This is a genomic window from Bradyrhizobium sp. USDA 4506 (genome assembly GCF_054058795.1).
Window position 1 is genome coordinate 500,200 of the sequence record NZ_JBSSBM010000002.1, and the last position, 23,470, is coordinate 523,669.

General features: G+C 64.4%; 19 protein-coding genes. 14 read left to right on the top strand and 5 right to left on the bottom strand.

Going from position 1 to position 23,470, the window contains the following annotated elements:
- Positions 1 to 94 precede the first annotated feature (94 nt).
- On the top strand, positions 95 to 1,246 hold the full coding sequence (locus tag ACVIHF_RS04765; RefSeq protein ID WP_092083816.1) for a substrate-binding domain-containing protein: 1,152 nt from the start codon (positions 95 to 97) through the stop codon (positions 1,244 to 1,246).
- A gap of 80 nt (positions 1,247 to 1,326) precedes the next feature.
- On the opposite strand, the gene ACVIHF_RS04770 is transcribed toward ACVIHF_RS04765, so the two are convergent.
- A complete protein-coding gene (locus tag ACVIHF_RS04770; RefSeq protein WP_057018878.1) occupies positions 1,327 to 2,121 on the bottom strand; it encodes a DeoR/GlpR family DNA-binding transcription regulator in 795 nt (264 codons plus the stop codon).
- Between the two features lie 257 nt (positions 2,122 to 2,378).
- Between ACVIHF_RS04770 and deoC the strand changes: the two genes are divergently transcribed.
- The 8 genes from deoC to ACVIHF_RS04810 all read left to right on the top strand — a co-directional run bounded on the left by deoC (position 2,379) and on the right by ACVIHF_RS04810 (position 11,827).
- A complete protein-coding gene (deoC, locus tag ACVIHF_RS04775; RefSeq protein ID WP_456791803.1) occupies positions 2,379 to 3,383 on the top strand; it encodes a deoxyribose-phosphate aldolase in 1,005 nt (334 codons plus the stop codon).
- A 10-nt stretch (positions 3,384 to 3,393) separates the two neighbouring features.
- Positions 3,394 to 5,781, top strand: a complete 2,388-nt coding sequence (locus tag ACVIHF_RS04780) for an aldehyde dehydrogenase family protein (protein WP_456791804.1) — start codon at positions 3,394 to 3,396, stop codon at positions 5,779 to 5,781.
- Between the two features lie 80 nt (positions 5,782 to 5,861).
- Positions 5,862 to 6,317, top strand: a complete 456-nt coding sequence (locus ACVIHF_RS04785; protein WP_456791805.1) for an RbsD/FucU family protein — start codon at positions 5,862 to 5,864, stop codon at positions 6,315 to 6,317.
- 4 nt (positions 6,318 to 6,321) lie between these two features.
- Complete coding sequence (locus ACVIHF_RS04790) at positions 6,322 to 7,245, top strand: ribokinase (RefSeq protein WP_456791806.1); 924 nt, start codon at positions 6,322 to 6,324, stop codon at positions 7,243 to 7,245.
- A 7-nt stretch (positions 7,246 to 7,252) separates the two neighbouring features.
- Positions 7,253 to 8,128, top strand: coding sequence for a carbohydrate ABC transporter permease (locus ACVIHF_RS04795; protein ID WP_456791807.1), 876 nt, complete (start codon positions 7,253 to 7,255; stop codon positions 8,126 to 8,128).
- Entirely contained in the window at positions 8,125 to 9,162 is a 1,038-nt protein-coding gene (locus ACVIHF_RS04800; protein ID WP_456791808.1) for a carbohydrate ABC transporter permease, read from the top strand. Before ACVIHF_RS04795 ends, ACVIHF_RS04800 begins: the two co-directional genes overlap by 4 nt.
- 49 nt (positions 9,163 to 9,211) lie before the next feature.
- The gene (locus tag ACVIHF_RS04805; protein ID WP_456794072.1) at positions 9,212 to 10,651 is read left to right on the top strand and encodes an extracellular solute-binding protein; all 1,440 of its coding nucleotides are present in this window, start codon (positions 9,212 to 9,214) and stop codon (positions 10,649 to 10,651) included.
- Positions 10,652 to 10,735: 84 nt separating this feature from the next.
- The gene (locus tag ACVIHF_RS04810) at positions 10,736 to 11,827 is read left to right on the top strand and encodes an ABC transporter ATP-binding protein (protein ID WP_253603290.1); all 1,092 of its coding nucleotides are present in this window, start codon (positions 10,736 to 10,738) and stop codon (positions 11,825 to 11,827) included.
- A gap of 31 nt (positions 11,828 to 11,858) precedes the next feature.
- On the opposite strand, the gene ACVIHF_RS04815 is transcribed toward ACVIHF_RS04810, so the two are convergent.
- Entirely contained in the window at positions 11,859 to 12,857 is a 999-nt protein-coding gene (locus tag ACVIHF_RS04815) for a helix-turn-helix transcriptional regulator (protein WP_456791809.1), read from the bottom strand.
- A 538-nt stretch (positions 12,858 to 13,395) separates the two neighbouring features.
- On the opposite strand from ACVIHF_RS04815, the gene ACVIHF_RS04820 reads away from it, so the two are divergent.
- The 3 genes from ACVIHF_RS04820 to serA all read left to right on the top strand — a co-directional run bounded on the left by ACVIHF_RS04820 (position 13,396) and on the right by serA (position 15,821).
- On the top strand, positions 13,396 to 13,692 hold the full coding sequence (locus ACVIHF_RS04820; RefSeq protein WP_244435956.1) for a hypothetical protein: 297 nt from the start codon (positions 13,396 to 13,398) through the stop codon (positions 13,690 to 13,692).
- A 155-nt stretch (positions 13,693 to 13,847) separates the two neighbouring features.
- Positions 13,848 to 14,216: a BA14K family protein gene (locus ACVIHF_RS04825; RefSeq protein WP_253635995.1), complete on the top strand. Its 369-nt coding sequence runs from the start codon at positions 13,848 to 13,850 to the stop codon at positions 14,214 to 14,216.
- A 351-nt stretch (positions 14,217 to 14,567) separates the two neighbouring features.
- Positions 14,568 to 15,821 (top strand): phosphoglycerate dehydrogenase, encoded by a 1,254-nt coding sequence (gene serA, locus ACVIHF_RS04830; RefSeq protein ID WP_092083792.1) that lies wholly within the window; start codon positions 14,568 to 14,570, stop codon positions 15,819 to 15,821.
- Between the two features lie 9 nt (positions 15,822 to 15,830).
- Here serA and ACVIHF_RS04835 read toward each other — a convergent pair whose 3' ends face one another.
- Positions 15,831 to 17,264 (bottom strand): helix-turn-helix domain-containing protein, encoded by a 1,434-nt coding sequence (locus ACVIHF_RS04835; RefSeq protein WP_310881407.1) that lies wholly within the window; start codon positions 17,262 to 17,264, stop codon positions 15,831 to 15,833.
- A 145-nt stretch (positions 17,265 to 17,409) separates the two neighbouring features.
- Here ACVIHF_RS04835 and ACVIHF_RS04840 point away from each other — a divergent pair, with 145 nt between their 5' ends.
- Positions 17,410 to 19,047, top strand: a complete 1,638-nt coding sequence (locus ACVIHF_RS04840) for an isocitrate lyase (RefSeq protein WP_310881408.1) — start codon at positions 17,410 to 17,412, stop codon at positions 19,045 to 19,047.
- A 222-nt stretch (positions 19,048 to 19,269) separates the two neighbouring features.
- Positions 19,270 to 19,881 carry a DUF4269 domain-containing protein gene (locus ACVIHF_RS04845; protein ID WP_310881409.1) on the top strand — a complete coding sequence of 204 codons (612 nt, stop codon included), beginning with the start codon at positions 19,270 to 19,272 and terminating at the stop codon, positions 19,879 to 19,881.
- On the opposite strand, the gene ACVIHF_RS04850 is transcribed toward ACVIHF_RS04845, so the two are convergent.
- Positions 19,812 to 21,026, bottom strand: a complete 1,215-nt coding sequence (locus ACVIHF_RS04850) for a PepSY-associated TM helix domain-containing protein (RefSeq protein ID WP_310881410.1) — start codon at positions 21,024 to 21,026, stop codon at positions 19,812 to 19,814. The two genes, ACVIHF_RS04845 and ACVIHF_RS04850, sit on opposite strands and share 70 nt — an antisense overlap.
- The gene (locus tag ACVIHF_RS04855) at positions 21,026 to 23,356 is read right to left on the bottom strand and encodes a TonB-dependent siderophore receptor (protein ID WP_456794073.1); all 2,331 of its coding nucleotides are present in this window, start codon (positions 23,354 to 23,356) and stop codon (positions 21,026 to 21,028) included. Before ACVIHF_RS04855 ends, ACVIHF_RS04850 begins: the two co-directional genes overlap by 1 nt.
- Positions 23,357 to 23,470: the final 114 nt, after the last annotated feature.

Genomic DNA, 23,470 nt, shown 5'->3' on the forward strand with positions numbered 1-23,470 from the left:
GGCGCAGCGCATGGGCCGCAAGGTCAGGCGTTGCAAGGGTAGGGGCAAGGTCGCCGGCCTCCGGTCAAATCGGCGACCAAAACGGGAGGAAACAGTGAAGCCAATCTTGCGACAAACCCTGCCGCTGACCGCGCTGATCGCGGCGACGGCCATTTCGATCGCCGCCTCGGCCCGCGCCGAAGTGCCTGCAACCTGCGTGAAGGGCGTCGATCTCGCGACGCTTGGACCGAAATCGATCGTCGGTCAGGGGCCGCACGGCGAGAAGGCCGCCTCGCCCGAAGTGCTGGCGCTGTCGGACGCCGATGCCGCCAAGATCAGGGAGAAGCATTTCAAGGTCGGCATCTCCATGCAGACCGTCAATCTCGACTGGGCGCAACTGCAGATCCAGGGCATCACCGACACGCTGAAGAAGTATGGTGTGACCGTCACCGGAGTCGCGTCCGCCGAGTATCAGGTCGACAAGCAGATCGCCGACATCGAGAACACCATCCAGCAGCATCCGGATGGCATCATCTCGATCCCGGTCGATTTCACCGCGACCGCGCCGACCTACAAGAAGATCGCCAAGGCCGGCATCAAGCTCGTGCTGATGGACAGCATTCCGACCGGACTAAAGCATCCCGAGGAATATGCGTCCATGATCTCCGCGGACAGCCAGGGCAACGGCCTGATCGCGGCCCAGATCCTGGCGTCCTGCGTCGCGCAGGGCGGCACCATCGGCCTCGTCAATTTCGGCGTCGATTATTTCAGCACCAACGAGCGCACCAAGGGCGTCCGCGAGTGGATGCAGAAGAACCGCCCGGACATCAAGATGAAGCAGGTCGACTTCACCGACCCGCCGAAGGTGTCGCAGATCGCAGGCGACTTCCTCACCGGCAATCCGGATATCAAGGGCCTGTTCGCGGTTTGGGACCAGCCGGCGCTGGATACGCTGAGCTCGATGCGCGCGCAGGGCATCGACGTTCCAGTCGCCACCGTCGATCTCGGCCTGCAATCGGCGATCGAGATCGCCAAGGGTGGCCCGCTGAAAGCGACCGGATCGCAGCGCCCCTATGACCAGGGTGTCGCCGAAGCGATGGCCATGATGAACGCGCTGCTCGGCAAGGAAACGCCGGGCTGGATCGGTGTGCAGTCGCTGCCGGTGACGCAGTCCAACGTGTTGGAATCCTACAAGACGGTGTTCAAGAAGGAGCCGCCGCCGGAGCTGACCGACGCCTGCAACAAGGCGAAGCCTGCCTGCAACTGAGCCGCAGGAGTGCGATGCGTGGTCCCGCGAGCCCGCGCATCGTGAGCAGCCTGATCCGGGCGCGCCAGCCCCCGCTCGGATCAGGTTGCGCTGGTCACGTACTCGACGGGAAGGCTACGGAAGTGCTTGCGCATGTCCGCTGACGCCGCGCCGCCGACGATGATCCGCGAGAACGCGCCGATATCGGAGAAGAACGCCGACTTGAGGCTGCCGAGCTTGCTCGCGTCGATCACCAGGATGCTTTCCATCGCGGTCTCGATGACGGCCTGCTTGACGGCGACCTCGTGAAAATTCGAGCAGCTCGCGCCGCGGGTCCAGTGCACGCCGCCCGCGGAGATGAAGGCCTTGTTGATGCCGAGCCGCCGCAGATAGGATAGGCCGTCGTCCGACGCAAAGGACTGCGACGACGGATGGTAGAGGCCGCCCATCAGCATCACCTGCGTGGCCGGCCGTCGCGTGACGATCGACGCCACGTTCATCGAATAGCAGATCACCGAAAGCGGCAGGTCCTCCGGCAGGCAGTCCGCCAGCGACTGCATCGTCGTGCCGCAATCGATGAAGATCGTATCGCCTTCCTTGATCGAGGCCGCGGCAGACCGGCAGGCGAGACGCTTGTCCTGGGTGTGCTGATCGATCTCCTGCTCGAACGTGTACTTGACCCCGGTCGGCGACGCCGCATTGACGACGTAGCCGCCGAGCAGCGCCAGCGCGGCGTCCGGCCCGGCGAGATCGCGCCGGACCGTCATTTCGGAAACCTTGAGGAGCTCGGCGGCGTCTTTCAGATGCAGCGTGCCGCTCGATTCGACGGCGCGGCGCAGCCTCTGCAGGCGCTGCACGCGCGTCTCGCTTGGTCGTGCGTTCGATGTTTCAGCCATTTTGATCGCCGGGCTTGCTTATCCGATTGACAATGATCTTACAATGTTGTGAGTTTATCAACGTCGATTTGTTATAATAATAACATCCAGTCCGGCGGGCTGATCGAGGGTCGGGGACGATGTCGTCCTCAGGCAGTCGGCAAACCCCGCGGCAAGGTCAGGGGAGGATCACATGTTGCGATCGACACATTCAGTCTATCTGGCGATCTCGTCGATTCGCTAGGACGCACGGCGCCTCCATGACGCAGAGCGTCTTCATGCAGAATCCGTCCCCATTGGCCGCGCAGCCGCCTTCCCCGGGCGGCGAGCATCCGCTGCCGCGCAACGGCGGCCGCACGCTCGAGATGGATTGGGTCGACGAGATCAGGATCAATCTGTCGGCCGCCGAACGCCGCGTTGCGAGCCTGCCGGGCCGGCGCACGGTCAAGAAGGACGCGCAGGCGGCGTGGCTTCTCAAGGCGATCACCTGCATGGACCTGACGACGCTCAATGGCGACGATACGACCGAACGGGTGAAGCGCCTCTGCGCCAAGGCCAAAGCGCCGGTGCGCGGCGACCTTCTCGAGCGGCTCGGCTTTGCCGGCCGTGAGCTGCATACCGGCGCGGTCTGTGTCTACCATCGGTTCGTGGCGACGGCCGTCGAAGCGCTCGAAGGATCCGGCATCCCGGTCGCTGCGGTCTCGACCGGATTTCCCGCAGGTCTGGTGCCGCACGATCTGAAGCTGAAGGAGATCGACGCGTCGGTCCGCGACGGCGCGGAGGAGATCGACATCGTCATCACGCGCGAGCATGTGCTGACCGGCGATTGGCGGGCGCTTTACGCCGAGGTGAGGGATTTCCGCGCCGCCTGCGGCGACGCGCATCTGAAGACGATCCTGGCCACCGGCGATCTCAAGACGCTGCGCAATGTCGCCAAGGCGTCGATGGTCTGCATGATGGCCGGCGCCGACTTCATCAAGACCTCCACCGGCAAGGAAGGCGTCAACGCGACGCTGCCGGTGACGCTCGCGATGCTGCGGATGATCCGCGTCTATCAGGAGCGCACCGGCTACCAGATCGGCTTCAAGCCGGCCGGCGGAATCTCGACGGCAAAGGACGTGCTCAACTATCAGTTCCTGATGAAGGAGGAGCTGGGACGCGACTGGCTCGAGCCGGATCTGTTCCGCATCGGCGCCTCCAGCCTGCTCGCCGATATCGAGCGACAGCTCGAGCATCACGTGACCGGCCACTATTCGGCCTTCAATCGCCACCCCGTGGGATGAGACTCCAGCGATGAGCGTCGCAAGCTATTTCGAGACCATGGAGTATGGCCCCGCGCCGGAGGCGGACGGCGAGGCACGCGCCTGGCTGGCGCGGCATGGCGCCACGTTCGGGCATTTCATCGCCGGCAAGTTCACGGCGCCGCACGCCGGTAAACATCTCACGACGACCGAGCCGGCCACGGGCAAGACGCTGGCGCGCATCGCGCAGGGCGCTGCCGCCGATGTCGAGGCGGCGGTTAGCGCCGCACGCACTGCGCAGACAGCCTGGGCGAAGCTTGGCGGTCACGGCCGTGCGCGTCATCTCTATGCGTTGGCGCGCATGCTACAGCGTCACGCCAGGCTGTTCGCCGTGCTGGAGGCGATCGACAACGGCAAGCCGATCCGGGAAACCCGCGATCTCGACGTGCCGCTCGCCGCGCGCCATTTCCTGTATCACGCCGGCTGGGCGCAGTTGCAGGAGCGCGAATTCGCCGATCAAATGCCGGTTGGCGTGATCGGGCAGATCATTCCGTGGAATTTTCCGCTGCTGATGCTGGCGTGGAAGATCGCGCCGGCGCTGGCCGCGGGCAATACGGTGGTGCTGAAGCCGGCGGAGTTCACCTCGCTCACGGCGCTGCTGTTCGCCGAACTGTCGGCCGAGGCCGGCCTGCCGCCGGGCGTGTTGAACGTCGTGACCGGCGACGGTGCCACCGGCGCGCTGCTGGTCGAAAGTCCCGGCGTCGACAAGATCGCGTTCACCGGCTCGACCGAGGTCGGACGGCTGATCCGCCAGTCGACCGCGGGGACCGGCAAATCGCTGACACTCGAGCTTGGCGGCAAGTCGCCGTTCATCGTGTTCGACGATGCCGATATCGACGGCGCGGTGGAAGGCGTGGTCGATGCCATCTGGTTCAACCAAGGTCAGGTCTGCTGCGCCGGCTCGCGACTGCTGCTGCAGGAGGGGATCGCGGAGACTTTCCGCCGGCGCCTGATCCGCCGCATGGAGACGCTTCGCGTCGGCATGCCGCTCGACAAGGCGATCGACATGGGCGCGGTGGTCGCGCCGGTGCAACTCGAACGGATCAAGTCGCTGGTTGAGACTGGGGTGAGGGAAGGCGCCGAGAAATATCAGGCGTCCGGTGCGATCCCGGCGGAGGGATGTTTCTATCCGCCGACCTTGCTCTGGAATGTGCATCCATCCTCGACGGTTGCGACCGAAGAGATCTTCGGCCCTGTCCTGGTGGCGATGACGTTCCGTACCGCAGACGAGGCCGTGATACTCGCCAACAACACGCGCTATGGTCTTGCCGCCAGCGTGTGGAGCGAGACGATCGGGCTGGCGCTCGATATCGCGCCGAAGCTGCTGGCCGGCGTGGTCTGGGTCAACGCCACCAATCTGTTCGACGCCAGCGTCGGCTTCGGCGGCTATCGCGAGTCCGGATTCGGCCGCGAGGGCGGCCGTGAAGGCATGTACGAGTATCTCAAGCCGAAGGCCTGGAGTGGGCGCAAGGCGCGGGCCAAGGCATCGCCGCTGCCGACGGCTTCCGGCGCAAGTGCCGGATTCGATGTGCCGCCAATCGATCGGACGGCAAAACTGTTTGTCGGTGGCAAGCAGGTGCGTCCGGACGGCAATTATTCGCGTCCGGTGCTGTCGCCGAAGGGCCGGCGCCTCGGCGAGGCAGGCGAGGGCAATCGCAAGGATATCCGCAATGCGGTGGCCGCGGCGCGCTCCGCCGAGTCTTGGGCGCGGGCGACGGCGCATAATCGCGCCCAGATCCTCTATTACCTTGCCGAGAATCTTTCCGCGCGCGGCGACGAATTCGCCCGGCGTATCGCCGACATGACCGGCGTGTCGGCTGCGAAGGCGCGCGCGGAAGTCGATGCGAGCATCGAGCGGTTGTTCAGCTATGGCGCCTGGGCGGACAAATTCGAAGGATCCATCCACGCGCCGCCGCTGCGCGGCGTGGCGCTCGCGATGCATGAGCCGATCGGCGTGGTCGGCGTCGCCTGTCCCGACGAGGCGCCGCTGCTTGCCTTCATCAGCCTGGTGGCGCCGCTGGTTGCGATGGGCAACCGGGTCGTCGCCGTGCCCAGCGAGCGGCATCCGCTCGCCGCGACCGACTTCTACCAGGTGCTGGAGACCTCGGACGTGTCGGGCGGCGTGGTCAACATCGTCACCGGCGATCACAGCGAACTGGTCAAGGTGCTTGCCGAGCACGACGACGTCGACGCGCTCTGGGCGTTCGGATCGCAGGACGCCTCAGCGGCCGCCGAGCGGCTGTCGACCGGCAACCTCAAGCGCACGCTGGTCGATCATGGCCTGGCGCTCGATTGGTACGACAAGGCCGCGAGCGAGGGCCCGATCCTGCTCCGCCACGCGGTGCAGGTGAAGAACATCTGGATTCCGTACGGTGACTAGCGACGTCACCTTGCGGTGATATCGATGGGGGTTCGGACCGTCAGAGTCCGGCGAGTTTGAACACAAGGGAGGGACGCAACATGCTCAAGGGCATCGATCCACTGCTCAATGCCGACGTGCTCTATGCCCTGCGGGCGATGGGGCACGGTGATCGCCTGGTGGTGTGCGATACCAATTTTCCGGCCGACTCGATCGCACGCCAGACGGTTCTCGGCCGGTTGCTGCGCATCGACAATGTCAGCGCGGCGAGGGCGATTGAGGCGATCCTCTCGGTGATGCCGCTCGATACATTTGTCGACGATGCCGCGGTCCGCATGGAGATCGTTGGCCAGGCTCAGGAAGTCCCCCCCGTGCAGCGCGAGGTGCAGGCCGCGATCGATCGCGCGGAGGGACGGTCCTGGCCGCTGGTCGGTGTCGAGCGCCACGCTTTCTACGAGAAGGCCAAGACGGCCTATTGCGTCATCGCGACGGGCGAGCGGCGCTTCTACGGCTGCTTCCTGTTCAGCAAGGGCGTGATCGGGCCGGACGGGGAGTGACGAGATGAGCAAGAATGGCGTCGCCGTCCTCGGCGTCTTCGTCGTAGACTTGGCGTTCCGCGCCGGCAACATGCCGGCGATCGGCGAGACGATCGCCGGTTCGGGATTCGCGATGGGGCCCGGCGGCAAGGGATCCAACCAGGCTGTCGCGGCCGCGCGGGCCGGCGCCGGCGTGAGCTTCATCTCGCGGATCGGCAGCGACGCATTCGGCGAGCTTGCGATCAAGACCTGGGAGGCAGAGGGAATCCGGCCGCGCGTGGCCAGGACCGCGGATGCGCCGACCGGCGCGGCGTTTATTTATGTCCATGAGACGCGCGGCGACAACGCCATCATCGTGGTGCCGGGTGCAGCGGGCGGTATCGGCCCGGCCGATATCGACGCGGTGGCGGACGCGATCCGCGACAGCCGCGTGTTCGTGACGCAGCTCGAGCAGCCGGTCGATGCAGCGCGGCGCGGGCTCGAGATTGCGCGCGCCGCCGGCAGCATCACGGTGTTCAATCCGGCACCGGCGATCCAATTCGACGATGGCCTGTTTGCGCTGTGCGATTATGTCGTTCCAAACGAGACCGAGGCCGAAGCGCTCACAGGCATCGCGGTGGGCGACCTTGCCGGCGCCCGCCGCGCCGGCGACGCCCTGTTGGCCAAAGGCGCCGGGACGGCGTTGATCACCCTCGGCGAGCGCGGCGCGCTGTTCCATGCGCGGGATCGCTCGCTGCACGTGCCGCCTTTCGCGGCCGGTAAGGTCGTCGAAACCACCGGCGCGGGCGATGCATTCGTCGGCGGCTTCGCGGCGGCGCTCGCCGACGGCGTCGATCCGCTCGAGGCTGCGCGCTTCGGTTCGGCCACGGCGGGAATCTCGGTGACCCGGCCGGGCACCGCGCCCGCGATGCCGCGGCGCGCGGAGATCGAAGCGCTGCTGAGGGGATGATGCTGCGATGATGCGGAATGATCCGATCAAGCATGTCTTCATCTGGCCGGCGGTGCTCGTCGTGCTGGCGATCTCGATATTTCCGCTGATCTATTCGCTGACTACGAGCTTCCTCAGCTACCGGCTGATTCCGCCGATCCCGCCGCGCGTCGTCTGGCTTGGCAATTATGCGGCGTTGTTGCAGGAGCCGCGGTTCTGGAATGCGCTCTTCACCACGACGCTGATTGCGCTGATCGCGGTCGGGTTGCAATACGCGATCGGGTTCGGCGTCGCGCTGGCGCTGAATGCGCGGGTGCCGGGTGAGCGGCTGTTCCGCGTCGCCCTGCTGCTGCCGATGCTGCTGGCGCCCGTCGCGGTCGCGCTGGTGGCGCGCATGATCTTCAATCCGACGATGGGACCGCTCAATCAGTTCCTGTCGAAGTTCGGCCTGGTCAACCTGCCGTTCCTTACCAATGGACATTGGGCACTCGCCTGCATCATCGCGGTCGAGGTCTGGCAGTGGACCCCGTTCGTCATCCTGATGATGCTAGCCGGGCTGCAAACGCTTCCCGAAGATGTCTACGAGGCCGCCGAGCTCGAGAATGCCAGCGCCTGGCAGCAGTTCTGGGGCATCACCTTTCCGATGATGCTGCCGATCTCGGCCGCCGTCGTCTTCATCCGCCTGATCGAGAGCTATAAGATCATGGACACGGTGTTCGTGATGACCGGCGGCGGGCCGGGCGTCGACACCGAGACGCTGACGCTGTTCGCCTATCAGGAAGGCTTCAAGAAGTTCAATCTCGGCTACACATCGGCGCTCAGTTTCCTGTTCCTGATCGCGATCACGATCATCGGCGTGACCTACCTGGCGCTGCTGCGGCCGCATCTGGAGAAGGGCCGATGAGCGGGCTGGGCTTGACGGGGCTGTCGCCATGGAGCCGCCGCCTGGTCGCGGCCGGCGTTCTCATCTGGTGCCTGATCACGGTGTTTCCGCTTTATTGGGTGGTGGTGACCGCATTCAAGACGCCGCCCGGCGTCGTCGGCGGACCGACTTATCTGCCGTTCATCGACTTCACGCCGACCTTGCAGCCCTTCATCGATCTCTATCAGGGCATCCGCGGCGAGTTCTTCCGGACCTTCCTGAACTCGACCATCGTTGGCTTGTCCGCTGCGGCCATTGCCACCGCGATCGGCGCGATGGCGGCCTATGCGCTGGTGCGGTTCGAATTCAAGGTCCGCTTCGGCGCAGGCCTCGTGTTCTTCCTGCTCGCGCTCGGCGGTTACCTGCTGTTCAACACGACGTTCGGGTTCAGCCGCCCGCAGGCATTGTTGCTCGCCTTCCCGATTGCGCTGATCGTGGCCGTCGCCGCCAACCGCCTGCCGCTGCCGGGACCGATCCTCGGCAATGAGGACATCCTGTTCTGGTTCGTCAGCCAGCGCATGTTCCCGCCGATCGTCACCGCCTTCGCGTTGTATCTGCTCTACAGCGAGATCGGCCGGCTCGGCTTCCAGCTGATCGACAGCTTTGTCGGCCTGACGCTGTGTTACGTCGCCTTCTCGCTGCCGATCGTGGTCTGGCTGATGCGCGACTTCTTCGAGGCTGTGCCGATCGAGGTCGAGGAGGCGGCGATGGTCGACAATGTGCCGAGCTGGCGCATCTTCTTCGGCATCGTGGTGCCGATGTCGATGAACGGGCTGCTGGCGACGTTCATGATCACGCTGGCGTTCGTCTGGAACGAGTTTCTGTTCGCGCTGTTCCTGACCAATTCCAGATGGCAGACGCTGCCGATCCTGGTGGCGGGACAGAACAGCCAGCGCGGCGACGAATGGTGGGCGATATCGGCCGCGGCGCTCGTCGCCATCGTTCCCATGATGATCATGGCGGGCCTGCTCAGCCGGATGATGCGGTCGGGCCTGCTGCTCGGGGCCATCAAATAGCAAAAAACCTTGTAGGGAGGACTAGACGATGTTGCGACGGACGTTCCTGATGTTGACCACCTCGCTCGCGATGGCCTGTGCCGCGAGCCAGGCGAATGCCGCCTGCAGCCCGGACTATACCGGCGTCACCCTGACGGTGGCGTCGCAGACCGGGCCGTATATCGCCTCCGCGCTCAAGCTCGGCGCGGATGAATGGGCCAAGAAGACCTGCGGCAAGGTCAATGTCATCGAATTCCCGTGGTCCGAGCTCTATCCGAAGATCGCGACATCGCTGACCGCGTCGGACGCGACGTTCGACCTCGTCAGCTTCGCGCCGGCCTGGCTGCCTGATTTTGTGCCCTATCTCAGCGAGATGCCGAAGGAGATGCAGTCCGGCAAGGACTGGGACGATATCGAGCCGGCCTATCGCGAACGGCTGATGGTGTGGGAAGGCAAGATCTACTCGCAGTCGATGGACGGCGACGTCCACACCTATACCTACCGCACCGACCTGTTCAGCGATCCCAAGGAGAAGGACGCCTTCAAGGCCAAATACGGCTACGACCTCGCGCCGCCGAAGACCTGGAAGCAGTATCTCGACATTGCGGAGTTCTTCCAGCGGCCCGACAAGGGGCTGTGGGGAACGGCGGAAGCCTTCCGCCGCGGCGGTCAGCAGTTCTGGTTCTTCTTCAGCCATGCGGCGGCCTACACCAACAATCCGAACTATCCGGGCGCGATGTTCTTCGATCCCGAGACGATGGACGCGCAGATCAACAATCCGGGCTGGGTGAAGGGGCTCGAGGAATACATCAGGGCATCGAAGCTCGGGCCGCCCAACGCGCTGAATTTCTCGTTCGGCGAGGTGAACGCTGCCGTGGCCGGCGGCCAGGTAGCGGAATCGATCGGCTGGGGCGACACCGGCGTCATCGCCGCCGACCCGAAGCAGTCGAAGATCTCGGGCAAGGTCGGTTCGGCGATGCTGCCCGGCTCGGACGAGATCTGGAACGCCAAGACCAAGAAGTGGGACAAGTTCCCGAGCGTGCTTCCGGGCCCGTTCATGGCATTCGGCGGCTGGCAGATCGCGGTGCCGAAGGCCGGCAAGAACCAGAAGGCGGCGTGGGATTTCGTCAAGACACTGACAAGCCCTGAAGTGTCGGGCCAGGCGGCGATCACCGGCGGCAGCGGCGTCAATCCCTACCGCAAGTCGCACACTGCCAATCTGCAACTGTGGAGCAAGATCTTCTCGCCGGAAGAGGCCAAGGAATATCTCGGCGCGCAATCCGACTCCATCAATGCCAAGAATGTCGCGCTCGACATGCGTCTGCCCGGCTACTTCTCTTACACCGAGGTGGTCGAGATCGAGCTCGGCAAGGCGCTGGCCGGCCAGACCACGCCGCAGGCGGCGCTCGACGCGATGGCCAAGGAGTGGAATCGGCTGACCGACGAGTTCGGCCGGGCCAAGCAGCTCGCGGCCTATCGCGCGGCGATGGGCCTTCCGCCGAAGAACTAGCTTTCCAGTGAGACGTCCCCGGATGATGCGCGAGCATCGTCCGGGACTTTACTTGCCGTCGATGAAGGGACGGAAAAGGAATCCATGGCGCACGTCGAGATCGAGAATGTCAGCAAGGCATACGGGCCCTACAAGATCATTGAAGGGCTCGACCTCAACGTGGCCGACGAGGAGTTTGTCGTGCTTGTCGGCCCGTCCGGCTGCGGCAAGACGACGACGTTGCGCATGATCGCAGGACTGGAGGCGGTGACGAGCGGAACCATCCGCATCGGCAATCGCGACGTGACGCAATTGCGTCCTGGCTTGCGCAATTGCGCGATGGTGTTCCAGAACTACGCGCTCTATCCGCATATGACGGTCGGAGAGAACATCGGCTACGGCATGAAGGTGCGGGGCGAATCGCGCGCCAGCATCGAGAAGGCCGTCAGCGACGTGGCGCGCGTGCTTGACCTCGAACAATATCTGCAGCGCCGGCCCAAACAGCTCTCGGGCGGGCAGCGCCAGCGCGTGGCGATCGGCCGCGCCATCGTGCGCAGCCCGGATGTGTTTCTGTTCGACGAGCCATTGTCCAATCTCGACGCCAAGCTCCGCATCGAGATGCGGACCGAGATCAAGGCGCTGCACCGCCGTCTCGCCAAGACGATCGTCTATGTCACCCACGACCAGGTCGAAGCCATGACCATGGCCGACCGCGTCGTGGTGATGAACCGCGGCCGCATCGAGCAGGCGGCCGATCCGATCACGATCTACGAGAAGCCCAGCAATCTCTTCGTCGCCGGCTTCATGGGCGCGCCCAGCATGAATTTCATCCATGGCGAGCTCGTCGCCCGCGACGGCGCGCTCATTTTCACCGAGCCGTCGGGCACTGCGTTGAGAGTGCCGAAGTCACGCGAGGCGGCCTATGCCGGCAGCGTCGGCAAGCCCGTGGTGCTCGGCGTCCGGCCCGACCATGTGTTGCGGCAAGACGCATCGACAGGCTCTTCCGTCCGAATCCTTGTGAAAGACGTGGAGCCGCTCGGGCCGCACACTCTGGTGATCGGGACCGTCGGCCCATTCGCGTTCACGGCGCAAATGCCGGTCGGCGTCGCCGCGGAACCGGATCATGTCATCGACGTCGCGCTCGATCTTGAGCGAACGCACTTGTTCGACAAGGCGTCTGGGACGGCTATTTGCTGATCCGCCGCAGCCTGGCTCGACAACCGCCTGCCTAGCTTGAGAAACCTCGCGCGCGCCGGACCGTATCGGACGGATACAGGCCGAAGGCCGAGCGGTACACCGCAGCGAAACGGCCCATATGCGTAAAACCCCACTTCAGCGCGACTTCGCTGATCGGGAGCATGTTCTCCGGTCGCGACAGTTCGTCGTGGATGGCCTCCAGCCGAATTTGTCGCAGATAGGCGACCGGCGTCGTGCCGTGGATTTTACGAAAGCCCAATTGCAGCAACCGGCTGCTGACCCCAACCGTTGCGGCAATATCCGATATCGTCAGCGGCAGATGCGGATTGGCCCGCATATACTCGACCGCACGGCGAATGTAGCGCGGCGGCGCATCCAGCGGGTGGCGGCTCAACCGGTCGGTCAGCCGATGAGGAACGTTCTCAAGGATGAGCTGTATCGCTGCTTCGGATAGCAGCGCACTGGCTTTCGGAGAGCGTACCAGGATCCCGTCATACAAGCCGGTGGTGCTCGTGCGGACAAGCTGAAGAAGGGTCTGTCCAACGCCGGTCGACAAGTCGACGATCGGCGTCAGGTTGAGATCTTCCAGCGCCGTGCTCCCGAACGTCGCAGACAGCACCTTGGCAACTACGCCCGTATGCAAGGTGAGCGTGACGCTTGAGTATCGTCCATCGACCGCTTCGACCCGCTGCGCTTGCATCGTCGGAAGGGGGACGATGGCGATCTCGGAGGGGGTCCGCTGGATGCTCTTTCCTGCGATGAGCATTTCGGCCTGGCCGGCATTCAGCAGGCTTATTGCGAGTTCTCCGGCGGAATTCTCGTAAGAATAGCGCCAATCCCAACCGGCCGACAGATCGGCCCGCACGACGTCAAGTTCCGTGCCGATGGCTATGTCCGCATGCCAGCGAAACGATTCGTCAGGCCGCGGCGAGGAATGCGCATTGATCCCGTGAGGGTGGAGCATTTCAAGGAGTTCTTCGAACGAAGATCCCGATCGCGTGGGAGGTGCAGCGAGTACGTCTTCGACCATCAAATCCCAACCATCGGATGATTGCTGTTTCGCGGATTGCCCGATCCATCAGACCGGTTTTCCGCTGTTCAGGGCGTCCGCCACACGCATAGACCGCATCACCACACTAGCACAGCTTTGGTGATTTCGGGTCGCGTGCCCTTTCTCACAATTTCTTCAATATCCGAATAGCGAACAGAATATCCAGGTCGCGCAATCGAGCCGCGAAAGCTGACATTTGATCTCATCCGCCCGCCGGCATCGCGCGACAGTTCCGATTCAATCCGCCTCGCCAACGTTCGAGAGCAGCAGCGGATGCACAGCATGCGCGATCGACTGTTCTAGCCACAATCCGAACGCCTCCATCCGGAATGCGACGTCGTCCATGGACTCGTAGCCCATTTGGCCTAAATCGTCACGACCAACTCAAACGGGTTATGAAAGCATGCTTACAAGGATTACTTGCGTACTCGCGCTTACAGTTCTTTCGTCCATGCCTGCGCTGGCCGATGGTTGCGCAGATCACGTCCAGAGCACCGGCGTTCCGATGGTAACGGGCATGACGCACAAGACCTGGATGATCTTTCCGTCGGTCAATCCCGGTGCCGCCCTCGACAAGGTGTCCCGCGCCGTTCTGGCGGAGGGCTTTGTCGGCGTGAACGTCGACAAGAAACTCGGCACGCTGACCACCCAGCAGGAGACCACCGGATCCGGCCGCCCACAAACGCTGCAAGTCGTCGTCCGCAAGGACGGCAAGGGTAGTCGCGTCGATGCGACCTTCAGCTTGCCGCCGGGACAGTTGGCGCCAGGTGTCGGCGATAACCTCTGCCGCGTCGTGAACGCGGCCGGCCAATGAACTTCGCCCATCTGTGAAGCAGGCTGACGCGCGAATTGTAACCGGCCGCGCGTGTCCGGGTGTCGTCCGGTCCGGAACCAGACGAGTTCATCCAAGTCGAGGGAATCGGGACGCAGGTGCCGGCCTGCGCCCACAGCAATGAAGCAGGAGATATGATGAGTAGGGCTCGCTTTGTGAAAGTTGTTTTGATGGCGACCACCGGTGCCGTGGTGTTTTCGGCCTCCGCCATTTCGGCTCCGTTGCAGCACGGTACCGGCGTTGCGGCGGCAGTGCCGTCGTTGACCGAGAAGGTCTGGTGCCGTTACGGGCAGTGCTATGACAATGGCGGCGGCGCTGCCGTCGGCGGACTGGTCGGTGGCCTCATCGGCGGCGTCATCGCGGCCGGCGCAGCCAACGCCGCCGCGCAGCAGGAAGCTGCCGCCGCCCAGCAGCACGCGGCGTCCTGCGCCCAGCGCTATCGCTCCTACGATCCGGCGTCGAATACGTTCCAGGCAAAGGACGGCCGGCGGTATCCCTGCCAGTGAGACTGCCGCAGGCTTGCGGCGCCGGAACGGGGAGGAAGCGAACCCGCCGCTGCAGACAATAGCCCTCGGCGCCGCGCTGAGCACGAATGGAGCTCCGGCCCGTGAGCCGGAGCAGGCGTTCGAGCGCCCCAGGAGCCGCAAACGCGGCTTCTGCCGGCGAATTGGCCAGGATCTTTGACTGAACGGGTTCCCGCTCCGCGCCTGGATGCGCGGATCGAGAGGCTTCATCGGGAATCGCAGAGCGGGCAGCCCACGGCGGCTTCTGACGCGACCGTTTTCTATGCTATCACGCGATCCGTCGAAACTGCGCTCGTGGCAGGATCTGCCCGAACCTTACGAATCCGGATCTCGATGATGTTGTCGCTTCCCAAGACCAAAATACGCGTGCTGCTGCTGGAGGGCGTGAACGAATCCGCGGTCCGGATGTTCGAGGCGAACGGCTATACCGAGCTGCAACGTCTGCCCAAGGCGCTAGGACCCAAAGAACTCAGGCAGGCGCTGTCGGGCATCCATATGTTGGGAATTCGCTCGCGGACCCAGTTGACCGCGGACATCCTGGAGGCCGCCGACCGATTGCTCGTTGTCGGCTGCTTTTCGGTCGGCACCAATCAAGTGGATCTCGACGCCGCGCGAAAGCTCGGGATCCCCGTCTTCAACGCGCCATACTCCAACACCCGCAGCGTGGCGGAGCTGACCATCGCCGAGATCGTGATGCTGTTCCGCCGGATATTTCCGCGTTCGGTCTCCGCGCATGCCGGCGGCTGGGACAAGTCCGCCGAAGGCAGCCGCGAGGTGCGCGGCAAGACGCTCGGCATCGTCGGCTACGGCAACATCGGCTCGCAGCTGTCGAACCTCGCCGAAGCCATGGGCATGCGCGTGATCTATTTTGATCAGACCGACAAGCTCCGCCATGGCAATACCGAGCCCGCCGAATCGCTCGACGCGTTGCTCGCAGCAAGCGACGTCGTATCGCTGCATGTCCCGGAGACGCCGGCCACCGCCAACATGATTGGCGCCGCCCAGCTCCAGCTGATGAAGCCTGAGGCCTATCTGATCAACAACTCGCGCGGCACCGTGGTCGATCTCGATGCGCTGGCGAGCGCCCTGCGTGAGGGCCGGCTGGCGGGTGCCGCGGTCGACGTGTTTCCGGTCGAGCCGGTGTCGAACGAGGCGCGCTTTGTCTCCCCGCTGCAGGGTCTCCCCAACGTCATCCTCACGCCGCATGTCGGCGGTTCGACGGAAGAAGCGCAGGATCGCATCGGCGGCGAAGTTGCACGCAAGCTGATCGACTATTCCGATGTCGGATCGACCTTCGGCGCGGTCAATTTTCCGCAGGTGCAATTGCCGGCGCGACCGACCGGCACCCGTTTCATCCATGTTCATCGCAACGTTCCCGGCGTCATGCGCCAGGTCAACGACGCGGTCTCCCGGCACGGGATCAACATCCTGGCGCAATATCTGCAGACCGATCCGGAAGTCGGCTATGTCGTGCTCGAGACCGACGTGGTCGGCGGCGAGGGCGAGGGACTCCTGGCCGATTTGAAAGCCATTGACGGCACGATCCGCGTGCGGGTGCTGTATGACGCGAACCGGCCGCAGGGGTGATCGACTTCGTCAATCCGCCGAGAAGCCGAACGGCACGCTCGAGGTCCTGAAATCGTCCGGAAGAATCTCGCGTCCGATCGGCGGCGCCGACCGCGCCGCGCATCTCGGCCGATGGCAGACCCGGCATGCGACGCCGATCGGCGTCGGCTCGTCGGCATTCGGTCCCTGTCCGTCGCGCGTGTAGATCAACTGGCCCGCATGTTCGGCGGCGCAGCCGATCGCGATCGCCCGCTCGACGCGGATGGCGCCGAACGCGCCGCCGCCGGCGGTCACGGTGCGGGCGATCGAAAAGAACCGCTGTCCGTCGGGCAGTTCCAGCCATTGGGTGACGATCTGGCGCGGCGTCTTGAAGATGTCGTGCACTGACCATAGCGGACATGCACCGCCGTGCTTTGCAAACGGGAAGCCGGCGCCGTCAAGCAGCTTGGAAATGTTGCCGGCCGGATCGACCCGGATCAGGAAGAACGGGACCTTTTCGAGACCCGGCCGTTGCAGGGTCGTGACGCGGTGCGCGACCTGCTCGAAGCTGGTGCCGAATTGACGCGCCAGCGCCTCCAGATCGTAGCGGCGGGCCTCGACCGCTTTCGCGAACACCGAATACGGCATGATGAGTGCGGCGGCGGCGTAGGCCGCAAGCGCACGGCGCGCCAGCAGCTCGGCGCTTTTGGTCGTGAACTTGCCGGCTTCCAAGGCGGCGCCGATCTCGCTTTCCAGTTCCAGATAGGCAAGTTGCTTGGCCAGCTGAAAATTGAGCCCCGCGGTATCGAGCGAGTCCTCGAGCAGCAATTGTCTGCGATGAAGGTCCAGTCGCCTGATCGAACCCAGCATGACGTTCGGCGGCAGATAGCGGACCTGGAGTTTATGTCGCTCCCGAAGCCGCTCGATAAATCCGGCGGGCCCGGCAGGTTCGTGGACGAGCCGCTCGGCGGCATCGTCGAGGCTGGCAAAATTGTTGCGGCGCGCGGCGAGAAAACGTCGGACCTCCGCAACGGGATCGTTGGCGTCAAAGTTCTCCTGGCCCGGTGAAGCGATCGCCATGTCCGGAGCCCTGCGCTCCGCAAGCGCCAGCTGCTCTTCGCGATAGGCGGTGTAGAGGCGCAGGAAGGCCTCGGTCATTCCGGGATAGCTGACCGCGAGGTCGCTGACCTCAAGCGCGGGGATGTCGATGTCGGCAAACATCGGCTCCTTCAAGACGGACTGCATGCGGGCGGTGTGATCGGCACCGCCATCGCCAGCGAGATCAGCCAGATCGATCTTGTAGGTGCGGGCAAGCCGCAGCAGCATGTCGGCCGTCACCGGGCGCTGATTGCGTTCCAGCAGCGCCACATAGGGGGCCGAGATTTCGAGATCGGCGGCCATGTCGGCCTGGGTCAGCCCGAGGTCGCGCCGCAGCCGGCGCAGTCGTGGGCCCATGAAAACGGAACGGGCGCTTGAGGTTACCATCGCCTTATCCAAGGTTTGTAAGATTCTTACAACAATACATCGGTTTCTTGTAAGTTATGACAAGTTTTCCGCGCCAGGTCTAGCTCCCTATGACGCCGCGCGTCACAAACGGTGCAGTTATTTCGTCACCGAAGGGATCACGGACATGAACTTCCAACCGCGCGGGATCAGCGACCGGGCCATCCAGGGACCGGCTTCGTATCAGAGCGAGATCGAGGCGGCCGAAGCGCTGCTCAAGGGCAAGGACACCTGGAACGGCGTCGCCGCCGAAGCCGTGGCGCGGATGCGCCTGCAGAACCGCTTCAAGACCGGTCTGGATGTCGCCCGTTACACGGCTGCGCTGATGCGCGCCGACATGGCGGCCTATGACGCCGACAGCACCAAGTACACCCAGTCGCTCGGCTGCTGGCACGGCTTCATCGCCCAGCAGAAGCTGATCTCGGTCAAGAAGCACTTCGGCAATACCGACCGCCGCTATCTGTATCTTTCCGGCTGGATGATCGCGGCGCTGCGCTCCGAGTTCGGCCCGCTGCCGGATCAGTCGATGCACGAGAAGACCTCGGTGCCGGCCCTGATCGAGGAGCTCTACACCTTCCTGCGTCAGGCGGATTCGCGTGAGTTGAACGATATCTTCCGCGCGCTCGATGCGGCCCGCAAGGAAGGCGACAAGGCCAAGGAAAAGGCGCTGATCGAGAAGATCGACAACTTCCAGACCCACGTCGTGCCGGTCATCGCCGACATCGACGCCGGCTTCGGCAATGCCGAGGCGACCTATCTGCTCGCCAAGAAGATGATCGAGGCGGGCGCCTGCGCCCTGCAGATCGAGAACCAGGTCTCCGACGAGAAGCAGTGCGGCCACCAGGACGGCAAGGTGACCGTGCCGCACGAGGTGTTCATCGCGAAGATCCGCGCCTGCCGCCATGCGTTCCTCGAGCTCGGCGTCGAAGACGGCATCATCGTGACCCGCACCGACTCGCTCGGCGCCGGCCTGACCCAGCAGATCGCCGTGAGCCACAAGCCCGGCGACATCGGCGACCAGTACAACAGCTTCCTTGATTGCGAGGAAGTGACGGCTGCCAACGCGCGCAACGGCGACGTCATCATCAACCAGAACGGCAAGATGATGCGTCCGAAGCGTCTGCCCAGCAACCTCTACCAGTTCCGTCCCGGCACCGGAGCGGATCGCTGCGTGCTCGACTGCATCACCTCGCTGCAGAACGGCGCCGACCTCTTGTGGATCGAGACCGAGAAGCCGCATATCGAGCAGATCGCCAGCATGGTCGATCGCATCCGCAAGGTCATTCCGAACGCGAAGCTGGCCTACAACAACTCGCCGTCGTTCAACTGGACCCTCAACTTCCGTTGGCAGGTCTACGACGCGATGAAGGAAGCCGGCCAGGACGTCAGCAAGTATAACCGCGCCGAGCTGATGAAGGCGGAGTACGACGACACGCCGCTGGCAAAGGAAGCCGACGAGCGCATCCGTACCTTCCAGGCGGATTCGGCCAAGCGCGCCGGCATCTTCCACCATCTGATCACGCTGCCGACCTACCACACGGCTGCGCTGTCGACCGACAATCTCGCGAGGGAGTATTTCGGCGAGCAGGGCATGCTTGGATACGTCAAGAACGTGCAGCGCGCGGAGATCCGTCAGGGCATCGCCTGCGTCAAGCATCAGAACATGGCGGGCTCCGACATCGGCGACGATCACAAGGAGTACTTCGCCGGTGAGGCTGCCCTCAAGGCGGGCGGCGCCCACAACACGATGAACCAGTTCGGCTGATCGATCGAACGGATCATTCCGACATCGGCTGGACAGGCTGGCGCGCGAGCAGCCTTGCCTGTCCGCCTTGGCGGGGCGATTTTCGACCACGGCAACGCGGTCGAGATCGCCCCGCGACGTTTTTGGGCCCGCTTCCCCTCAACACCCGGCCATTTGCAGAGGTTCGCGCGTTGCACGCCCGTGTGGTAATGCGTCGCTGCGATCTCGAGGGCATGCCGCGCGATGAGTGTCGGGCACTACGCATCCGCCGTCACCAGCTCCGCCGTGATGGAACTGCTGAAGCCGTTCGATCCCCGTATCGTCGGAACGCTGCCGCTCGGCCTTGCCGTGCCCGGCAGCGACATCGATATCGTCTGCCATGCGTCCGACCCGAACGCATTCGCGGACATCGTTTGGGCTCACTATCAAGCGTGCGATGATTTCGTCCTCTTCCGATGGACCTCGGGGACGCGGCCGGTGATTGCCCGCTTTGTGTGCGACGGCTGGCCGTTCGAACTGTTCGGTGATCAACGTCCGGTGGAGCAGCAACGAGGCTGGATCCATTTCGAGGTCGAACGGCGGCTGCTTGCACTTGATGATGGACGGCTGCGGCGAGCCGTCAGCGAATTGAGGGCGGGCGGTCTCAAGACCGAGCCTGCGTTCGCTGCCGTGCTCGGGATATCGGGCGATCCCTATCGTGGATTGCTTGAGCTCGCGGCCGAAACGGACGCCGAGTTACGTGCCCGGCTCGCGGCGTGCGATTTCGACAAATTGATGAAACGGCTTCATTCGCCCGGAACGAGGTGGCCGACCGGCGGCCGCTCCAGCCGCCGGTGCCTGCGACGGGACAGATAGAGCAGCAGGCCGGTCACGGCAAAGAGCGGCATCATGGCGGCGGCCAGCATGAAAGCGAGCTTGCCGGGCCATCCCAGGATGGCGCCGCGGTGGATGTCGAGCACGCTGGCGAGGACGCGTTCGCCAAACGTCTTGTCGGCGTAGCGATCCGATGCGATGACGCGGCCGGTGAGGGCATCGATACGGAATTCGTCACGCACGGCCTCGCGCGACGAGTCCCGCGGCCATGACCGCACGCGCACGGCCGTGCCCGCGCCGGCCGGCATGGTCAGGAGGACCCTTCCGTAACTGTTGTTCTCCTGCTGCAGGAACGTCGACCAGACGTGATCGAAGGCAAGCGGCTTTGCCTCGGCCTTCGCTTCGGTCTTGGCTTCACCCTTGCTCTCGGCAGCCGCGCCGCCGCGCGGCGGTTTGGGCTGCGTCGCGTTCGCCGCGGCCTGAGGCCGCGCGAACAGCCAGTTGGCGCCGGCCTTGTACCACTCGAACGAATACCACAGGCCGGTCAGCGTCATCACCAGATAGACCGGCAGCACCCAGGTCCCGATCACGGCGTGTAGCGAGCGATGCAGGCCGCGGCCGCGCAGTCCCAGATTCGGCTTCAGCCACATCTTTACGCTGCGCGCACGACGCGGCCAGCGCAGCACGAGGCCGGTGATCAGCATCACGATCAGGCAGATCGCGGCTGACCCGGTGATCTTGCGGCCGATGCCATTGCCGTCGCCCGGCAGCAGCAACCAGCGATGCAGCTTGCGGACGGTTGCGAAAAAGTCCTCGCCGCGCGGCGAGCCGAGCACGTGCCCGTCATAGGGGTCGACATAGACCGAGGACGGCCGCGTGCCGCCTTCGCTGCGAGCGAAACGGATGCGGGCCGCGGCCGATGGATCGCTCGACATCGTCACGGCCGAGACCTTGCCGAAATCGCCCGCCGCCGCTAGCCGCGCGATCAACTCGTCCGGCGTGAGCCGCCGGGCCGCACTGGCCTCGACGCGCATCATCTGACTGTTCAGGCTGGCCTCGATCTCATCCTCAAAGGCCATCGTCGCGCCGGTGAGGCCGACCACGGCCCACAGCAGCGCCAGCACGAGGCCAACCAGGGAATGGACCTGCAGCAGTGCAGCCTTGATTGGGCGCCAAACGTCACTCATCAGAATTTCACCGTCGCCGAGAGCGAGAAGCGCCGCGCGTCGCCCATCGCGACCGTCAGGATGCTGTTGGCTGAAGGGTAGTAGACCGTGTCAAACAGGTTCTTGACGTTGAACTGGTAGATGACCGGGAACGACTGGACCTTGGTCTCGTAGGTCGCAAACACGTCCGCGACCGTGTAGGCTGGCAGCACGAAGCTGTTCGCCGCATCGCCCGGCCGGTCGCCGACATAGCGCGCGCCGCCGCCGAGGCGAAGCCGGCCGGGCAGGGTGGTGCCGAAATCATAGACGAGGTAGAGCGATGCGGTGTTCAGCGCGACGTTCTGCAGGGCCTTGCCGGCGAGCGTCGGGTCCTCGGTTACGCGTGCGTCGGTATAGCCATAGCTGCCGATCATGCTCCAATTGTCTGATAGCCTGCCGGTGACGTCGAATTCGACGCCACGCGAGCGAACCTTGCCCGCCGTACGGTACTCGACGATACCAGTCGTGGCGTTGAGCTGCGAAACCAACACGTTCTTCTTGTCGATGTCGTAGAGCGCAAGCGTGCCGGAGATCTGTTTGTTGAAGTCGAACTTGACGCCGGTCTCCCATTGGGTGCCCTCTTCGGGCGCGATGTTGGAGCCGATCACGCCGCCGCCGGTAAGCGGCGCGATGGTCGAGGTGGGTTTCAGCGATTGCGTGTAGCTCGCATAAAGCGAGACCTGGTCGGTGAGCTTGAAGATGGCGCCGCCGAGCGGCAGCACCTTGTCGGCCGAGACATTGGTATTGGTGATGAACGGGCGGCCCTTGCCGGCGAGCTGGTCGTAATCCATGTAGCGTACGCCGCCGACCAGCGCGAAGCGCTCGGTCAGATGCAGCGTGTCCTGGAAGAACAGCGACCACTGGCCGAGCTTGTCGGTCTGCGCGCTATCGGCGGCGGACACCGTCGTCCCCGGCGTGATCAGCCCATAGATCGGATTGTAGAAGTTGAAGCTCGGCGTCGCCTGCCGGATCAGGTCGTCGCGGTAGATCGTGCGGTACTGGCCGTCACCGCCGAACAGCACCTCGTTGCGAATGTTGCCGAGCCAGACGTTGCCCTGCAGATAGGAGGTGCCGTAGCTGGCATTGCTGAGCGAGCCCCACGTGCCGTCATTGCTGCGGGTCTCGACGCCGGTCTTGGCGTTGACGCCGGTGATGCGGAGCTGGTTGGCGCTGAAGGTCTCGGTGTTGTAGCTGTAGGCCGCGAACAGCTTCCAGTCCTGGTTCAACCGGTGCTCGACCGACGCCTGCATCAGGTCGGAGGTGCCCCACATGTTGTTGAAGGGCTCGTCGAGCCGGCGCGTCGCCGGGATCGCAAGCGGCGCCTTGGTCACAGAATCGAATGCGGTGCCGCGGTCGAACGGCGTGATGAATTCGCGGTGCTCGTAGTTGAGCTGGACGGTGGTGTTTTCGCCGTACCAAGCCAGCGACGGTGCGACCAGCATTTCGCGATGGCGCCCGAAATTGCGCCAGTAATCCTCGCTCACGCCATAGCCGATAAAGCGATAGGCGAGTCCGCCATCGCCGATCGGGCCGGTGATGTCGATGGTGCCGTCGGCTCCGGTCCTGGAGTTGGCATAGGTCGAGCCGAGCAGGGTCACCGAACCATGCTGGTAGAGCTCGGGGCGCTTGCTGATCGTGTTGACGATGCCGCCGGGATCCATGATGCCGTAGAGCAGCGACGCCGGGCCCTTCAGCACCTCGACACTTTCGACCGCTGCGTTGAGGCTGCGACCCTGCACCAGCGGCATGCCGTTGCGCATGATCGAGCCGTCGCGGTTGTCGCCGAAGCCGCGGCGCATCACCGCATCCTGGGTGCCGGCCAGCGTATTGGCCTGGGTGACGCCGCTGACATTGGCGAGCGCGTCATCGAGGTTGCGCGGCAGCTGATCCTTCAGCACCTGCTCGGGCACAACGTTGACCGTCTGCGAGGTGTCCAGCGGCGAGGCGCCGCTGCGCAGCGTGGTTGGGCTTGGCATCGCGCGGTAGTGCAGCTTGGCTTCGTTGAGCGCCGCGGCGGCAGCTGCCGCGCGCTCCGACGGTGTCGGCGGCGCCGGTTGGGCATTCCGGCTACGCTGCCGTGCCGCGGCGGCCGCCAGCGTTCGCTGCGCCGGCTTTGCCGCGGCGGCCGACTTGCGCTTCGGCGTCGGCTGGTCGACCGAAACAGGCGGCAACGGGACGCTCGATTGGGCGTTTGCCTGCGTCGCCGCGGAGGCGACATCGGCGAGCAGGAATGCTGCGCCGATCAGCAGATGGGTTCGGCCCTTGTCGGCGGCATTTCGACGGTCGCCGACAACCCGGCCATCAGCATTCACAGGCACTCTTGGACTTCCGATTCACGCGAACTCGTTCACGGCGCGCCTCTAGCAGTCGGCGTGCGCGAAAAGAACCGGAGCAGACTTGAATCTCTCTAACCGGAATGGATTTGA

Coding starts and splice junctions, on each gene's coding strand:
- ACVIHF_RS04770 (WP_057018878.1), bottom strand. CDS start 2,121: ATGGCTGAAACATCGAACGCACGACCAAGCGAGACGCGCGTGCAGCGC.
- deoC (WP_456791803.1), top strand. CDS start 2,379: ATGCAGAATCCGTCCCCATTGGCCGCGCAGCCGCCTTCCCCGGGCGGC.
- ACVIHF_RS04780 (WP_456791804.1), top strand. CDS start 3,394: ATGAGCGTCGCAAGCTATTTCGAGACCATGGAGTATGGCCCCGCGCCG.
- ACVIHF_RS04785 (WP_456791805.1), top strand. CDS start 5,862: ATGCTCAAGGGCATCGATCCACTGCTCAATGCCGACGTGCTCTATGCC.
- ACVIHF_RS04790 (WP_456791806.1), top strand. CDS start 6,322: ATGAGCAAGAATGGCGTCGCCGTCCTCGGCGTCTTCGTCGTAGACTTG.
- ACVIHF_RS04795 (WP_456791807.1), top strand. CDS start 7,253: ATGATGCGGAATGATCCGATCAAGCATGTCTTCATCTGGCCGGCGGTG.
- ACVIHF_RS04800 (WP_456791808.1), top strand. CDS start 8,125: ATGAGCGGGCTGGGCTTGACGGGGCTGTCGCCATGGAGCCGCCGCCTG.
- ACVIHF_RS04805 (WP_456794072.1), top strand. CDS start 9,212: ATGTTGACCACCTCGCTCGCGATGGCCTGTGCCGCGAGCCAGGCGAAT.
- ACVIHF_RS04810 (WP_253603290.1), top strand. CDS start 10,736: ATGGCGCACGTCGAGATCGAGAATGTCAGCAAGGCATACGGGCCCTAC.
- ACVIHF_RS04815 (WP_456791809.1), bottom strand. CDS start 12,857: ATGGTCGAAGACGTACTCGCTGCACCTCCCACGCGATCGGGATCTTCG.
- ACVIHF_RS04820 (WP_244435956.1), top strand. CDS start 13,396: ATGACGCACAAGACCTGGATGATCTTTCCGTCGGTCAATCCCGGTGCC.
- ACVIHF_RS04825 (WP_253635995.1), top strand. CDS start 13,848: ATGAGTAGGGCTCGCTTTGTGAAAGTTGTTTTGATGGCGACCACCGGT.
- serA (WP_092083792.1), top strand. CDS start 14,568: ATGATGTTGTCGCTTCCCAAGACCAAAATACGCGTGCTGCTGCTGGAG.
- ACVIHF_RS04835 (WP_310881407.1), bottom strand. CDS start 17,264: ATGGTAACCTCAAGCGCCCGTTCCGTTTTCATGGGCCCACGACTGCGC.
- ACVIHF_RS04840 (WP_310881408.1), top strand. CDS start 17,410: ATGAACTTCCAACCGCGCGGGATCAGCGACCGGGCCATCCAGGGACCG.
- ACVIHF_RS04845 (WP_310881409.1), top strand. CDS start 19,270: ATGAGTGTCGGGCACTACGCATCCGCCGTCACCAGCTCCGCCGTGATG.
- ACVIHF_RS04850 (WP_310881410.1), bottom strand. CDS start 21,026: ATGAGTGACGTTTGGCGCCCAATCAAGGCTGCACTGCTGCAGGTCCAT.